18 protein-coding genes are annotated in these 13,973 nt (G+C 44.7%); 12 read left to right on the top strand and 6 right to left on the bottom strand.

Annotation, left to right across the window (positions count from 1 at the left end):
• Window positions 1-8: 8 nt before the first annotated feature.
• The gene (locus GCA01S_RS00080) at window positions 9-476 is read right to left on the bottom strand and encodes an endolytic transglycosylase MltG (protein WP_174407464.1); all 468 of its coding nucleotides are present in this window, start codon (window positions 474-476) and stop codon (window positions 9-11) included.
• Window positions 473-829 carry a hypothetical protein gene (locus GCA01S_RS00075; protein WP_017435085.1) on the bottom strand — a complete coding sequence of 119 codons (357 nt, stop codon included), beginning with the start codon at window positions 827-829 and terminating at the stop codon, window positions 473-475. The genes GCA01S_RS00080 and GCA01S_RS00075 overlap by 4 nt, the downstream gene beginning before the upstream one ends.
• 166 nt (window positions 830-995) lie before the next feature.
• Here GCA01S_RS00075 and rpmG point away from each other — a divergent pair, with 166 nt between their 5' ends.
• The 6 genes from rpmG (at window position 996) to GCA01S_RS00055 (ending at window position 4,821) form a co-directional block, all read left to right on the top strand.
• Window positions 996-1,145, top strand: a complete 150-nt coding sequence (gene rpmG, locus GCA01S_RS19095) for a 50S ribosomal protein L33 (RefSeq protein WP_071532933.1) — start codon at window positions 996-998, stop codon at window positions 1,143-1,145.
• A gap of 81 nt (window positions 1,146-1,226) precedes the next feature.
• Window positions 1,227-1,796, top strand: coding sequence for a 5-formyltetrahydrofolate cyclo-ligase (locus tag GCA01S_RS00070; protein ID WP_042406230.1), 570 nt, complete (start codon window positions 1,227-1,229; stop codon window positions 1,794-1,796).
• A complete protein-coding gene (locus tag GCA01S_RS00065) occupies window positions 1,789-2,562 on the top strand; it encodes a DUF92 domain-containing protein (RefSeq protein WP_017435087.1) in 774 nt (257 codons plus the stop codon). The genes GCA01S_RS00070 and GCA01S_RS00065 overlap by 8 nt, the downstream gene beginning before the upstream one ends.
• 156 nt (window positions 2,563-2,718) lie before the next feature.
• On the top strand, window positions 2,719-2,895 hold the full coding sequence (locus GCA01S_RS20445) for a hypothetical protein (protein ID WP_017435088.1): 177 nt from the start codon (window positions 2,719-2,721) through the stop codon (window positions 2,893-2,895).
• A gap of 10 nt (window positions 2,896-2,905) precedes the next feature.
• The gene (locus GCA01S_RS00060; RefSeq protein WP_042406227.1) at window positions 2,906-3,649 is read left to right on the top strand and encodes an HAD family hydrolase; all 744 of its coding nucleotides are present in this window, start codon (window positions 2,906-2,908) and stop codon (window positions 3,647-3,649) included.
• The gene (locus tag GCA01S_RS00055) at window positions 3,646-4,821 is read left to right on the top strand and encodes a rhomboid family intramembrane serine protease (protein WP_042406225.1); all 1,176 of its coding nucleotides are present in this window, start codon (window positions 3,646-3,648) and stop codon (window positions 4,819-4,821) included. The genes GCA01S_RS00060 and GCA01S_RS00055 overlap by 4 nt, the downstream gene beginning before the upstream one ends.
• Here the strand turns inward: GCA01S_RS00055 and GCA01S_RS00050 are convergent.
• Window positions 4,818-5,690: a hypothetical protein gene (locus tag GCA01S_RS00050; protein WP_017435091.1), complete on the bottom strand. Its 873-nt coding sequence runs from the start codon at window positions 5,688-5,690 to the stop codon at window positions 4,818-4,820. The two genes, GCA01S_RS00055 and GCA01S_RS00050, sit on opposite strands and share 4 nt — an antisense overlap.
• 129 nt (window positions 5,691-5,819) lie before the next feature.
• Here GCA01S_RS00050 and GCA01S_RS00045 point away from each other — a divergent pair, with 129 nt between their 5' ends.
• From GCA01S_RS00045 to GCA01S_RS00030, 4 genes are all read left to right on the top strand, one after another.
• A complete protein-coding gene (locus tag GCA01S_RS00045; RefSeq protein ID WP_017435092.1) occupies window positions 5,820-7,283 on the top strand; it encodes a spore germination protein in 1,464 nt (487 codons plus the stop codon).
• Between the two features lie 115 nt (window positions 7,284-7,398).
• Window positions 7,399-7,611 (top strand): YqgQ family protein, encoded by a 213-nt coding sequence (locus GCA01S_RS00040; RefSeq protein WP_017435093.1) that lies wholly within the window; start codon window positions 7,399-7,401, stop codon window positions 7,609-7,611.
• Window positions 7,612-7,618: 7 nt separating this feature from the next.
• Window positions 7,619-8,575, top strand: a complete 957-nt coding sequence (locus GCA01S_RS00035; protein ID WP_017435094.1) for an ROK family glucokinase — start codon at window positions 7,619-7,621, stop codon at window positions 8,573-8,575.
• 126 nt (window positions 8,576-8,701) lie between these two features.
• Window positions 8,702-9,865 carry a M14 family metallopeptidase gene (locus tag GCA01S_RS00030; protein WP_017435095.1) on the top strand — a complete coding sequence of 388 codons (1,164 nt, stop codon included), beginning with the start codon at window positions 8,702-8,704 and terminating at the stop codon, window positions 9,863-9,865.
• 47 nt (window positions 9,866-9,912) lie between these two features.
• On the opposite strand, the gene GCA01S_RS19090 is transcribed toward GCA01S_RS00030, so the two are convergent.
• A complete protein-coding gene (locus GCA01S_RS19090; protein WP_017435096.1) occupies window positions 9,913-10,089 on the bottom strand; it encodes a DUF2759 domain-containing protein in 177 nt (58 codons plus the stop codon).
• 446 nt (window positions 10,090-10,535) lie between these two features.
• Between GCA01S_RS19090 and GCA01S_RS00020 the strand changes: the two genes are divergently transcribed.
• Window positions 10,536-11,168 (top strand): MBL fold metallo-hydrolase, encoded by a 633-nt coding sequence (locus GCA01S_RS00020; RefSeq protein WP_017435097.1) that lies wholly within the window; start codon window positions 10,536-10,538, stop codon window positions 11,166-11,168.
• 223 nt (window positions 11,169-11,391) lie between these two features.
• Window positions 11,392-12,528: a class I SAM-dependent methyltransferase gene (locus GCA01S_RS00015; protein WP_042406222.1), complete on the top strand. Its 1,137-nt coding sequence runs from the start codon at window positions 11,392-11,394 to the stop codon at window positions 12,526-12,528.
• A 47-nt stretch (window positions 12,529-12,575) separates the two neighbouring features.
• Here the strand turns inward: GCA01S_RS00015 and GCA01S_RS00010 are convergent, their stop codons facing one another.
• A complete protein-coding gene (locus GCA01S_RS00010; RefSeq protein ID WP_017435099.1) occupies window positions 12,576-12,818 on the bottom strand; it encodes a DUF2626 domain-containing protein in 243 nt (80 codons plus the stop codon).
• Between the two features lie 265 nt (window positions 12,819-13,083).
• Complete coding sequence (locus GCA01S_RS00005; RefSeq protein ID WP_042406218.1) at window positions 13,084-13,779, bottom strand: helix-turn-helix transcriptional regulator; 696 nt, start codon at window positions 13,777-13,779, stop codon at window positions 13,084-13,086.
• Window positions 13,780-13,973 lie beyond the last annotated feature (194 nt).

Below are 13,973 nucleotides of genomic sequence, written 5' to 3'. Positions count from 1 at the left end.
CCCTTGTTTTAGGGAATAACCCCATTTTTATCGGATTTGTTCGTGATAAGATTGCCTATTTCTCCATAACTCATACCGCTATGTACCTTGTAAGTACCGGCACGAACGTCGCGGGTTAGCCTATGTGTTTCTAAATAGGTTACAAATGCATCAGCATCGGGAACAATATGGGCATCTTCTAATTTTTGCGCGAAGTCGTTTGGCGCTTCGCCTTTTTGAATCGTAAGCAAGTAAACGTATACGGTTTTGGATGAAGGTGGATTGCTTGAAACAGAAGGAGTCCTATCCTGTTTAGCTGCTTCTTTTAACTTTTTATATTCTGATTCACTTATCGCAATCAGCCCTTCTTTTTTCAGTGACTCATGAAGTTTTGTCGTTGTTAACGTGTCGGATTCCATGTAGTAAGCAGCGCCAATGACGGAAGTAGCAAATAGCATTCCAAGAGCGATGGAGCGTATCGTTTGCTTCGTCATCATCGTGCCAATCCCCTTAAAATCATGCGTACTTCTTCCGTTGTAAGGGCGGTTTCGCGGGCGATTTGTTCATGAGAGAGTCCTTGTTTGTAAAGAAACAGCACGCGCTTTTGGGAAGAAGAAAGCAGCCCATCATGGCGGATAGGCATGGCGTTCGATCCATTCTCATGCGGAATAAGCAATTCTTCTTCCAACACTTGCAGCCGTTTTTTGATTTGATAGGTTTCCTGCGCCAGCGAAATGGTGAGATGGTCGATTTGTTCTTCAAGACGGTTTATTTCATCTTTGCCAAAAAAAGAAACAATAAAGAGAAAAATAGATAGGACGGCCAAAGCGATCATCACATATTCGATCATCATTTATCACCCTACTTCACTATACCATAGCTCGTTTATTCAAGAAATACTTCATTGATCAAGCGAAAAAGATGCAATTTAGATGTGGAAATCGCCATAAAAAAATGCTATCATAGAAAGGTCTGATTATAATAAGTTCAACTAAAGTAGTTTGGAGGGAAGATACATGCGCGTGAACATTACATTGGCTTGTACAGAATGCGGTGAACGTAACTATATTACGTCCAAAAATAAACGCAACAATCCAGATCGTCTTGAATTAAGAAAATATTGCCCAAGATGTAAAAAGACATTACTTCATCGTGAAACGAAGTAAGCAGTAGGAAATAAGTTCCTGCTGCTTTTTGTCTTTTTATGGTGGACTTAGGCGGAATGTGGATAAGGGAGGAAAAGGAAAATGGAGGAAAAAAGGCAAATCCGCAAACGGATGCAAGCAAAGCTGGAGCAATTAACCGATGAGGAAAAACAAGCATATGATAAACAAATCGCAGAAAAGCTATATGAACTGCCGCAGTGGAAAAATGCCCGCGTCATTGGCATCACGATTTCGAAAGGAAAAGAAGTCGACACCATTCCCATCATTGAACGGGCCTGGCAAGAAGGGAAAACGGTGAGCGTGCCAAAATGCGATCCGGCAACAAAGACGATGGTATTCCGGAAGATCGTATCTTTTTCCCAGCTTGAGTCGGTATATTTCGGTCTGCGCGAGCCAATCGAAACGTTGACGAACGAAGTAAAAAAAAGCGATATGAATATCATCATCGTTCCGGGAATATGCTTTTCCAAGAATGGTTATCGAATTGGATATGGCGGAGGATATTATGACCGCTATTTGCGGCATGTATCAGTGCCGACGATTTCATTGGCCTATTCTTTCCAAGTCGTCGACTCTCTGCCTATAGAAGAACATGACGTTCCTGTGCAAATGATTATTACAAACGAAGGGGTTATACAATGTAATGAATGAATGGCAATATATCATCGTTTCCGCTATTGTGGCGCTCGGAGGGTGGTTTATCCGTTCGCTTTCCATTTCCGGAGCAATCGCGACTATCATTGTTGGCACGATTGTTGGAATCGGATTTTCATGGAACGGATTAATACTGTTAGGATTATTTTTTGTCAGTTCCAGCATGTGGAGCAAAATCGGCAAAAACAAGAAAAAAAAGCTAATGGAAAAAGTAGAAAAAGGGGAGTGCCGCGACTATATACAAGTGTTCGCAAACGGGGGGATTCCTGCCTTGATCAGCTTCCTTTCCTTATTCCACCCATCACCGTCCTGGCTCCCTTTGTTTCTTATTTCCGTTGCTGCCGCCAACGCGGATACATGGGCATCGGAAATCGGCAGTTTAAGCAAACAGCCGCCAAGATTATTGACAAATTTCAAAAAAGTGGAAGCAGGAACATCGGGGGCGGTGACATTGCTCGGCACGGCTGCCGCCTTTTTCGGGGCTGCTTTTATCGCTGCTGCAGGCGCTGTTCAATGGGAAAACATTTCTGTTATGACGATCGCCTTTTTCGGGTGGCTTGGCAGCTTGTTTGATACATGGTTTGGTGCGGTCTGGCAGGCGGTGCACCGCTGTCCGATATGCGGGATGCAAACGGAACGAAAGGAACATTGTGGACAAAAAACGGTGCATATGAAAGGGTACCGTTTTGTCAACAATGATGTGGTGAATGTTTTATCTATTGCCTGTTCCACATTGATTTACGTCGTTTTATCCATTTTCTGAAAAAGGCAGATGATATATGAACGACGGAAGTTTTTTGCTAAAAACGGCCCATTTTTGGTCCGTTTTTTCTTTTTTAGCTGTTGCTATTATTTCATAATTTATCAATGAATGGGAAAAAGAATAAAGAGGAATTTGTATAATAGAGGGAGTGGAACGATGAACAAGTTTGTCTATCTGTTATTGGCGATTATAGCCGGCATAGTGATATACCGCTACCGCTATCGAGTGGTAAACGCTTTATTAAGTGTCCGAATTTTGCAGAAGTGGTTTGTCCGCTCATCCATGAGTGTTCCGTTTGTCCGCAATGCAATGATTTCCCAGATATTACGCTAAGTGTGGTACAATGAAACAGTGGGATGCCATTTGGTTTGATCTTGACGATACGCTTATTGACTATGAGCGGACATTCCGCACGGCCATTTACCATTGCTTTACAACGTTTTTCCCAAACCAAGCTGTTTCTTTTTTGCCATGGTTTCGTGTATTTAAAGCATACTGCGATCGCTATTGGCCGGATTATGCGGGAGGGCGCTTGACGAGAAAGGAGTATCGCCGCCTTCGCTTCCTTGAGACGATGCGTGTTTTTCATATAAAGATAAGTGTGAAAACGGCAGATGAGTTTCACGCCTATTTTGATGAAGTAGTCGGCCGTTTTGCAATTGCGCTGCCAGGAATTATTTCGCTGCTCGAACGGTTGCAAAGCCTTTCGCTTCCGCTTGGTATTATAACCAATGGAGAAAGTGCCATTCAGCGTGAGAAAATTGCGTACGCCGGGTTGCGCCGCTTTTTCTCCGACGACGCAGTGGTTATTTCCGAGGAGGTTGGATGTGAAAAGCCTGATGTGGCGATTTTCCGCTGCGCCCAACGTCGATTGCCGTTTGGAAAACAGCCGGTATATATCGGTGATTCTTGGGAGCTGGATGTGATGGGAGCGCTTCATGCTGGATGGCGGGCGATTTATTTCCAGCAGCAACCTGTTTCCGCCGTTTCGGCGCCATCTGCCGTCATCTGCCTTAGTGTGGAACAGTTAGCTTCCATATTGCTGGGGGAGCCTCATGTTATGGAAAAAAGGGGGAGGAGACGTTGAATGGGAAAATGGAATGGCTATTTTGGCAGCTCATTTATTTTTTTATAAAACAGCGTTACCGGATTGTCCAACTATCCCACCGCGTGAATGAAATTTGGCTGGAGTCACTGGAGAATCGGCGTGTTCCGCTCGTCCGCATCGTGCGTGATGATATCGATTGGGGACAACAGCTGAAACGGGATATGGAATATGCTTGGCGTGTTGTCGGGCAACTACCGAGGCGGAAAATTGGTAAAGCGGACCAAGTGGTGAATATTTATATTTCCACCTATCCTCCTGTTGATGATTGGGAATTTTTGATCGCAAAGCCGCTTCCGCTTCCGCAGCGGCGGAACGGCGTATTCCGGACGCTTTTGATCCACTCGGGGAACATCGAGCATTCGCTGCAACAGCTAACAGACACGATCGAAACGCCTATTGTTCTTTCTCCTATCAGTGATGACAGCGATCCATTTTTCGAAGCGGAGCGGCTGAAACACCGTATTTTCCAGGAAGTAAGGGAACAACAGGAACGAGAAAGAAGGTTGTTTGAATACGGCAAGCCTGTTTTTACCTATATTTTTATCGTTTTGCAAGTAGCGTTGTTTCTGTTGATGGAATGGAGCGGCGGCAGCACGAATCCCGAAGTGTTGATTCGATATGGGGCAAAATTTAATCCCCTTATTTGGGAAGGGGAATGGTGGCGCTTTTTTACACCGATTTTTTTGCACATCGGGTTTTTGCATTTATTGATGAATACGTTTGCGCTTTACTATTTAGGCATGATGGTGGAACGTCTTTACGGATCGTGGCGCTTTTTCTGCATCTATATGATTGCCGGTTTTTTTGGGACGCTTGGCAGCTTTTTGTTCACGTCGTCCCTTTCCGCGGGGGCATCTGGCGCCATTTTTGGCTTATTTGGAGCCTTGCTTTACTTTGGGACGGTATATCGGCATCTTTTTTTCCAAACGATCGGGACGAATATTATCAGCCTGATTATTATCAATCTGTTATTTGGAATCGTTGTTCCCGGAATTGATAATGCCGGCCATATTGGCGGGTTGATTGGCGGATTTCTTGCCGCCGGTATCGTCCATTTGCCCAATCATGTTGCTTGGAAGCGGCAAGCTCGTTCCTTATTTGTCACGGTAAGCATTGCTGCTTTAGGTTTATTGATCGGATTCCGCCTTTAGGTTATTTTTTGGATTAACTGAAATTTCTCCCCGTTTTCCGCCTCGATCAGTACAATTAAGTGGGAGTAGTCTTTGCTTATTAAAATAAGCGGTACGGTGCTGCCGATTGGCGAGAGGATGGAACCATCCTCTTTTTTTATGCCGAGGAAATAAGATTTATACATTCCTTCCCAAAGCTTCCCGATGATTTCTTGTGTTTTTTTCATCGAAAGGTCTGGCAACGGCTGTTCATTATACATAATTAAGTCAGGTAAATATAATGAATAATATTGCTGCGCTTGGATGGAAAAGTGTGATAAAAGCGATTGGGCTTTATGCTGAAGATATCCGTTTGTTGTTTTGTTTAATATTCGTTGCCACTCTTTCTCCTCTTCTGTTGTCGCTCGGCGAAACGACGTGAGCGGGTGGTACGGCGAATCGATGACATATAAATAATCGCTTGTCATCGTCTGGCTGCTCGTAATGGCATTTCCTTCATGGAGTTCGCCATAGTGAAACGAAATCGTTTGAAAAAAACGGCTATCTTTGGCTGTTACTTTCTTTCGCTGTGTTAACGTTTTCCTATGACTCTCCCATTTAGAAAGACGGTCGATAAGACGGCCATCCGCAAAAAGCAAAGAAATATCCTGGCGTAAATAGGCGGTTCTGTCTAAGGAAGAGGACGTTGACCAAAGCAGTGAATATTTTCCCCTCCGTTTTTGCGGCTGCAGCTGCAACGTCGTTTTTGCTTCCTTAAATGTAGCTTGCGGGTGGATCGGGAAAAAGATAATCGTTTCTTTTGTTGAATTGTGGGAATAAAGGGAAAATAACGGAATCAAACATAAAAACGCTGCTGCGATCGTCATGATTGGAATGGTCCATTTTCTCATAGAACCCCCCCACGATGGACAAGGTTTTCACCAATATATGCTTACAAAGGCAAATTTATGTATGAATTTGTTTGCGGCTGTCAAAGATGAATGGTATCAAGATTGCAAGGAAATGCAGGTGGGATCACATTGGAAAAAAGCAGAAACAAACGGTTCGTTTCCCGGAACATACAAGACAATATTGCCTATTTGCAGCAAAGGCTTGGCGTCGGGAAGAGTTTTGATGTCATACAGCTTGACGTCGAGTATGCGGGAAGGGCAATGTCGTTTTTTATGATCGATGGGTTTGTCAAAGACGATATTTTACATTATTTAATGAGAAGATTATCGTTTCTCGAAAAAGAAGAATTGCAGATACATCCGCTTGAACAACTATTAAAAACGTATATTCCGTACGTAGAGTTAAGCAAAACCAATGATCTGGAAGAAGCGGTCGGTGCGGTGCTCGCCGGGCCGACTGCGTTGGTGGTAGACGGCGTCGATTATATTATTTTGATTGATGCGCGTACATATCCGGTTCGCGGTCCGCAAGAGCCGGATAATGAACGGGTCGTGCGCGGGGCGCGCGATGGCTTTGTTGAAACGCTTGTATTCAATACGGCGCTGATTCGCCGCCGCGTCCGCGACCCATCTTTGCGCATGGAATATTTGCAAGTGGCACGCCGCTCGAGGACCGATATTTGCATTTGCTATATTGAAGAAATCGCCGATCCGGAATTAGTCGAGCGTGTGAAACAATCGATTGCCAAAATTGATACTGATGGGCTGGTAATGGCGGAGAAAACAGTGGAAGAGTTTATTTCAGGAAGGCATTGGAATCCGTATCCAGTAGTCCGCTATACGGAACGTCCGGATACGGCGGCGGCGCATTTATATGAAGGTCATGTGCTCGTCATTGTCGATGGTTCGCCAAGTGTGTTAATTACGCCTGCGACGTTTTGGCACCATCTCCAGCACGCCGAGGAATACCGCAACAAGCCGATTGTTGGCGCCTATTTGCGGCTTGTGCGCTTTTTAGCGGTTTGGGCTTCTATTTTTCTATTGCCGCTTTGGTATTTAATGATGACAGAACCGCAGTTATTGCCGTCGTCCCTCTCTTTTTTAGCGAAGGCAAAACTGGGTGATATTCCGTTATTTGCGCAAATTATCATGATTGAAATTGGCCTTGATATGCTGAGGATGGCGGCGATCCATACCCCTTCATCTTTAGCGACGGCACTGGGGTTGGTCGCCGCGCTGATGATCGGCGGAATTGCGGTAGAAGTCGGTCTGTTTTCGAACGAAGTAATTTTATATTTTTCGATTGCTGCTATTGGGAGTTTCGCGACACCAAGCTATGAAATGGGGCTTGCCAATCGTCTTGTTAGAATTGGGTTGTTAGTTTTGAGCGGAGTATTGGATCTATACGGCTATGTGGTTGGCATTGCGATGTGGATCATTGGCCTTGCGCGCATGAACTCGTTCGGCGTGCCGTATTTATGGCCGTTTATTCCTTTTTCCTATCGGGCGATGCGCGATGTGCTCATCCGCTCCCCGATGCCGCTGAAAAACCGGCGGCCGACCGTGCTGCATCCGCGCGATCCGGACCGGTGAAACAGGCTATGCGAGCGTTTTGCTCAAGCAGCCTGTTTTTCTTTTTTCCTGCTTGACGGAAGCAGTGGTTTGTTTATACATTTATATTGGGTAAAAAGAGGTGCAGGTGAAAATAATGAAAACGGTCTATGACGTACAGCAGCTTTTAAAACGGTTTGGGACGATCATCTATGTAGGAGACCGTCTAGCCGACTTAGAGTTGATGGAAGAAGAGTTAAAAGAGTTATACCAATCGCAATTGATTGACGTAAAAGATTTTCAAATGGCGCTTTTTATTTTGCGGCATGAGGCGCAGATCGAAAGAGAAAAACGAATGAAAAAGGAATGAAGAGACGATGGCAGAAAAATGGCTTGTTGGCGTCGACTTGGGCGGCACAACGACAAAAATGGCCTTTGTAACGACAGACGGGGATATTGTACATAAATGGGAAATTGATACTGATCTTTCGAATCAAGGAAAAAACATTGTCAAACATATCTCCCGATCACTGCAAGAAACATTGCATCGTTTAGGGGAAAACAAAGACCGGCTTTTAGCCATTGGCATCGGTGCGCCGGGACCGGTGCATATGGAAACGGGAATGCTTTATGAAGCAGTGAACCTAGGCTGGAAAAATTACCCGTTGAAAGAAGAATTAGAGAGGGAAATGTCTCTTCCTGTCGCGGTAGATAATGATGCGAATATCGCTGCTCTTGGCGAAATGTGGAAGGGGGCTGGCAGTGGAGCGCGCGATTTGATTTGCGTTACGCTTGGCACTGGTGTCGGGGGCGGAGTGATTGCCAACGGCCAAATTGTGCATGGCGTCAATGGCGCCGGCGGCGAAATCGGCCATATGACGATGATTCCAAGCGGCGGGGCACCGTGCAATTGCGGAAAAAGCGGCTGTTTGGAAACCATCGCTTCGGCCACGGGAATTGTAAGGATCGCAAAAGAAAAATTAGCAACATCGGACCGGCAGACGCTGCTTCGCCCTGACGCTGTAACGGCTAAGGCAGTATTTGACGCCGCGAAAGCAGAAGATGCATTGGCTTTAGAAATTGTCGAAGAAGTAACGTTCTATCTTGGCTTAGCGTTAGCGAATGCTGCCAATGTTTCCAATCCGGAGAAAATTGTCATTGGCGGCGGGGTTTCGAAGGCGGGGAATATATTAGTAGAACGTGTCACCACCCATTTCCGCCGCTTTGCGTTTCCGCGCGTTGCTGAAGGCGCAGCGATTGTATTGGCGACGCTTGGCAATGATGCGGGAGTTATCGGCAGCGCATGGCTGGCCAAAACGTCATTGCCAGCATAAAAGGATATCTATGTCTAAAACGGTTCATCGAAAGGCTGATTATTCGATGAATCGTTTTTTATTTTTCATTTTTCGTCGTTCTGTCTCATATGTTGAAGGTAGAATAGAAGGAAGGAGAGACGGCGTTTGAATATATATGCTTCCTTGGGCGATACGCTGGCCATGTACAGCGAATGGTTTTCTGTGCCTTACGAGTTATTGGTGGACGCCAACCCGCATATCAAAAACGAACATTTGAAGCTGGGAGAGGTTGTTTGCATTCCGGGATATGATGCGGTCCAATCATGGGAAGAGCTGGCCGGCTTTTTTTCCGTACACGAAATGGCATTGCAGCGCATGAAAGGTACAACGAAGATCACAAGCGGGGAAGTGCAGCTGCCCAAGCGGATCGTTTCCCGCGTGGTTCAAGGGCAAAAAGCGTACGATTTTTCCACGCTGCAGCAGGATATCAAGACACTTTGCCGCTATTTTCCGTTTGTGCGAACACGAACGATTGGATATAGTGTGCTCGGATTGCCATTAATCGAGCTGCAGATTGGCCGCGGGCCGATCCGCGTCCATTTCAATGGGTCTTTTCATGCCAATGAATGGATTACAACGGCGGTAATTATGACCTTTTTGAATGAATATTTGCTGGCAGTGACAAACGATCAAACGCTGCGCGGCCATCGAATGCTAGACTATTATAACAAGGTGACGCTTTCCGTTGTGCCGATGGTCAATCCTGATGGAGTGAACCTTGTTTTGCACGGACCGCCGGAACAAGAGCCATATCGGAGCGAAGTGATCTGCATGAACGAAGGATCTTATGATTTTTCACAGTGGAAGGCAAATATCCGCGGCATTGATTTAAATAATCAATTTCCGGCCAAATGGGAGGTGGAGCAGGCCCGCAAAGTTCCAAAAGCACCGGCGCCTCGCGATTTTCCAGGGTTCGCGCCGCTCACAGAACCGGAAACAAAAGCGATGGCCGCATTGACCGAGGAAAGCGATTTTTCCATGATTTTAGCCTTTCACACACAAGGAAAAGAAATATATTGGGGGTACGAAGGACTGGAACCGCCGGAAGCGGAAGAAACCGTGAATGAGTTTGCCAAAGCAAGCGGCTATCGAGCCGTACGGTATATCGACAGCCATGCTGGGTATCGCGACTGGTTTATTCAAACATGGAGACGAAGAGGATACACGGTGGAACTAGGAGAAGGAGTAAATCCGTTGCCAATTTCCCAATTTACTGAGATTTATGAAGATAGTCTCGGCATTTTTCTGGCGGCGTTGTATATGGCATGAAGCAAAGAAATAAAAACGCAAGAGGCTTTGGAAATGCCTCTTGCGCTTTAATGCGTGCCTGTTGGAAAACCGTGATGCAATATTGTCATAACGGTAAACCAGCCGAATACGGCGAAGGCGCCAAGTCCGAAAAGAAACCCAAGTATATTTTTCTCGCGCAAGGTGCGCACAATTCCGTAAAGCGCCAACAGCGCTACTAATGCAAAAATAATGACTGTTCCCATTGTCTTACCCCCTTGTGAAATAAATCCTTGTGATAAAATTTATGTAAGAAACCGACTAATTCTTTTTCATTGTAATCTTTTTTTATTTATTTGTCGAGGTCAAAAATAGGAATCAACATACGATATGCATCGGCAATTTTTTAGGCGGTTCGAAATAACGGACAGTTCTACCATCATGTTTGGTTATGTGCTTTTCCAGGACGGGAGAAGAGGCGGAAGCGTTCTTGCATTTATCATCATTGTGTCCCACTTTCTTCTATATTATTCTGTTCTTATTTAGAATGGTTTGGTAAAGGACATGAGCGAAATGACAAACTTGGCCATGTTGCGATAAAATAATAGTAATTAGCGGTATAGCGATTTGGAAAGATACGTCTAGGAGATAGTGACGTTTTTGCCGGCATAGTAGAAACGATATAGTGCCAACAAATGGAGGAGGAATAATCATGAAGTGGGAGCGCATTCCAGTCGGACCGATTCAGGCCAACGCCTACATACTATCCCATACGGATGGTACTTGTGTCATCTTTGATCCGGGCGCAGAGGGGGATAAAATTGTCGGGTATATTGAAAAACAGCAGCTCACTCCGCTGGCGATTTTATTAACCCATGCTCATTTCGACCATATCGGCGGCATTCATGAAGTGAGAGCGCGATGGGAGCTTCCAATTTATATCCATGAGAGAGAAAAAGAGTGGCTAACCGATCCTGCTTTAAACGGGTCGGCATATTTCGGCGGAGGTCAAGTCATCGTCCGATGTGAACCGACATGCATAACGGGAGAACAAACGTTGCAAATCGGAGCGTTTGCCTTTGATTTACTGGAAACACCTGGACATTCGCCGGGCAGCATTTCTTACTATTGCAAAGAGATTGAAGCGGTGTTTTCCGGAGATGTACTTTTTGCTGGAAGTATTGGACGCACCGATTTGCCGGGAGGAAACCATGAACAGCTATTGCGCAGCATCCACGATAAGCTGCTTACATTGCCAGAGGAAACAGTAGTATTATCCGGACATGGGCGGGAGACAACAATCGGAGCGGAAATGGATACAAATCCGTTTTTGCATGGATTTTAAAAGGAAACCAATGCCACAAAAAAGCAAACGTGCCGGCCGCGGTTGGCAAATGACACGTTTGCTTTTCCGCAAACAAAAAACCCTTCTTCGATAAAGAAGGGTTTTTTGGGGGATGTTCTATCCATATAATGGGAGGGGATATAGTTAAGCTACTACTATAACAATATAACAGCGTTTTTACTATGTCAATAGTAAAAAACAAAAAACGGGAAAGGAAATAGATATGGCAAAGGCGATTTATGAAGCGATCTATGCCTCGCCGCTTGGGCGCATCTCGTATGCCGACTACATGAGGCTTGCTTTATATGATGAACGGTGCGGGTATTATATGAGCGAAAGAACGAAAATTGGAAAAGATGGAGACTTTTTTACGAACAGCTATGTTTCCGACCTATTTGGCAAGCTGTTTGCTTCTTTTTTTCTTCGTTTAGTAGAAAAAGGAGGCGTGTTGCCGCATATTTGCGAGTTTGGAGGCGGAGACGGCAAATTTGCGCGCGCGGTCTTAGAGGAATGGAAGAGAAAAAGTCCGCACACATACAAGCAACTATCTTATATCATTGTCGAAACAAGTCCTTTCCAGCGGGCAAAGCAGCTGCAAACGCTTGGCGATGTTGCAGAAAAAGTGATGCAGTATAAAGATCTAAAGGAACTCAAACAACATATGCCTTCGTTTACGGGAATCGTTTTTAGCAACGAATTTTTTGATGCGTTTCCGGTGCACGTAATCGCAAAGGAAAATGGAAAAATATATGAATGTTTTGTCACCGTGAACGACGGCAAGCTGATCGAGGAAAAATACCCGCTAGATAATGAAGATATTTTTCAATATTTACATGAGCGGCAGCTTTATTTAGCGAACGGGCAGCGTTTAGAAGTACCGCTTGCGATAAAACAGTTTCTTTTGCAAACCTCTGCGTTTTTTCAGAATAGTGTAATGATAACGATTGATTACGGCTATACGGACAAGGAGTTGCAATGGCCAGCAAGACAGCAGGGAAGCTTGCGCGGATATTATCGCCACCGTCTCATCACCGATCCGCTTATGTATCCTGGGGAGATGGATATAACAGCGCACGTGCAGTGGGACGCGCTGCGAATGTACGGGGAACAGGCGGGATGGGAGTATGTTGCGCTCGTCAGGCAGGACCGCTTTTTGCTTGCGGCTGGAATATTGGAATATTTAGTAACACACGATGACACCAATCCATTTTCTTCTAAAAACCGACAAAACCGGGCGCTTCGGTCCTTGATCATGGACGAAGGAATAAGCAGCGCCTTTCATGTGATGATCCAACAAAAAGGTATGCAGCTTTGCTGGGATGATATATGGGTGCAGCAAGAGTTTTTGCTGTTTTCCTAATGAAAGGCAAAGAGAGTGAGCAGGAGAAACAGACTCCTGCTCGTTCTTCATTCTCCCATTCCCGGGATCATCATAAATGTTGTCCAATACGTAAAGGCCGCGAAGAAAATGGTTAAGTATGCCCCGAAAATATAAATGTACATTCTTTCTGTTAATTTTAAATAACCGAGAAAGAGGAAAAATACGGTTTGACCAAAGAAAATAAGCGATGTTTGGTGCATATGCCCAAGATAAAACATGACTGCGAAAATTCCCGTCCAAAATGCTAGGACACGGAACATGCGATCCATTATGTATCCCTCCTTTTTAAGTGCAAATCCCCATCTTTACTTATTATAATGTACAATAATGGCAAATGTAAATAACGCTTTCCCTATCTGCCCTCATATTGTGCCGTTGTGTTGCCGGCAGCGACAAGGCGCAGACTTACATCCGGCAGCCTCATGATTCTGTAAAAGGTACAAAAGGCGAACCATTAGGCTGCAACTATATAGAACATAAAAGCGCTTTTCTGCCGATACTGACAGAAAAGCGGTGCATCATGTCCTTGTTTTATTAGGTCAAACTTGCCCGATACAAGCAATAATCGCAGCCGTTTGTCATGTTCTCCATTTCTACTAGTTCTATGTTTGGGAAAAGCACTTCAAACATTCCTTGCAAAAACGCGCGATGCATTTGGCAAACGGCTTCCGGCGTTTGAAGGGCGATTTCTTTAAACGGACAGTTAAAAATTTGTAAATATATTTTTTCTTCTTTTTCATTATATTCAAACGTCGGGTAAAATCCTGCCGTTTCTGCTGCTTCCTTCACGATGGCTGCTTTTTCGGCAAACGTTAGCTGCTGTGGGGATTGATCATGTGGAATGCGCTGGACGACAAGTTCTTTGCCAAAGTTTTTTCCTGTTTCGTAAAGCGCCTGTTTGCCCGCATCACCAAGCTTCATCATCGCTTGAATCGCGATTTTGGCAAGGAGCTGATAATCGCGAAACGGAAAATGAAGCTGAATGACTTCATCCGATAGACGGTAAAGGCGGCTTGGCCGTCCGCCTTTTCCGGTTTTTTGCGTTTCGGAAACAATCATATGGACATCTTCCAGCTTTGTTAAATGAAGACGGGCGACATTCGGGTGGATGTTAAATACGTCAGCAATTTCTTGAACAGATACTTCCTTATGTTTTTTGGCGATATACTCGTAAATATGATAGCGCGTCGGGTCAGCCAATACGTTTGTAATTTTTAATGTTTGTTCCATAACGGTTCCTCCTAAATAATATTCCTATGGTCATTATAATAAAATGATTTTCGGCAAGGAATGATATTTATCACTACCAACATAAATATCGTAAAAATTTCATAAAATGTTCATGAAATTTTTTTATTTGTAATGCAGGAAAAAGGCGAGAGCAAGTCGAAATATGTAGCAATACAGTGAAAGGAGCATTCCTG

Source organism: Parageobacillus caldoxylosilyticus NBRC 107762 (assembly GCF_000632715.1).
Taxonomy (GTDB): Bacteria; Bacillota; Bacilli; order Bacillales; family Anoxybacillaceae; genus Saccharococcus; species Saccharococcus caldoxylosilyticus.
This window is presented reverse-complemented; position numbering and strand designations above follow the sequence as displayed.

Coding starts and splice junctions, on each gene's coding strand:
- GCA01S_RS00080 (WP_174407464.1), bottom strand. CDS start 476: ATGATGACGAAGCAAACGATACGCTCCATCGCTCTTGGAATGCTATTT.
- GCA01S_RS00075 (WP_017435085.1), bottom strand. CDS start 829: ATGATCGAATATGTGATGATCGCTTTGGCCGTCCTATCTATTTTTCTC.
- rpmG (WP_071532933.1), top strand. CDS start 996: ATGCGCGTGAACATTACATTGGCTTGTACAGAATGCGGTGAACGTAAC.
- GCA01S_RS00070 (WP_042406230.1), top strand. CDS start 1,227: ATGGAGGAAAAAAGGCAAATCCGCAAACGGATGCAAGCAAAGCTGGAG.
- GCA01S_RS00065 (WP_017435087.1), top strand. CDS start 1,789: ATGAATGAATGGCAATATATCATCGTTTCCGCTATTGTGGCGCTCGGA.
- GCA01S_RS20445 (WP_017435088.1), top strand. CDS start 2,719: ATGAACAAGTTTGTCTATCTGTTATTGGCGATTATAGCCGGCATAGTG.
- GCA01S_RS00060 (WP_042406227.1), top strand. CDS start 2,906: ATGAAACAGTGGGATGCCATTTGGTTTGATCTTGACGATACGCTTATT.
- GCA01S_RS00050 (WP_017435091.1), bottom strand. CDS start 5,690: ATGAGAAAATGGACCATTCCAATCATGACGATCGCAGCAGCGTTTTTA.
- GCA01S_RS00040 (WP_017435093.1), top strand. CDS start 7,399: ATGAAAACGGTCTATGACGTACAGCAGCTTTTAAAACGGTTTGGGACG.
- GCA01S_RS00035 (WP_017435094.1), top strand. CDS start 7,619: ATGGCAGAAAAATGGCTTGTTGGCGTCGACTTGGGCGGCACAACGACA.
- GCA01S_RS19090 (WP_017435096.1), bottom strand. CDS start 10,089: ATGGGAACAGTCATTATTTTTGCATTAGTAGCGCTGTTGGCGCTTTAC.
- GCA01S_RS00020 (WP_017435097.1), top strand. CDS start 10,536: ATGAAGTGGGAGCGCATTCCAGTCGGACCGATTCAGGCCAACGCCTAC.
- GCA01S_RS00015 (WP_042406222.1), top strand. CDS start 11,392: ATGGCAAAGGCGATTTATGAAGCGATCTATGCCTCGCCGCTTGGGCGC.
- GCA01S_RS00010 (WP_017435099.1), bottom strand. CDS start 12,818: ATGGATCGCATGTTCCGTGTCCTAGCATTTTGGACGGGAATTTTCGCA.
- GCA01S_RS00005 (WP_042406218.1), bottom strand. CDS start 13,779: ATGGAACAAACATTAAAAATTACAAACGTATTGGCTGACCCGACGCGC.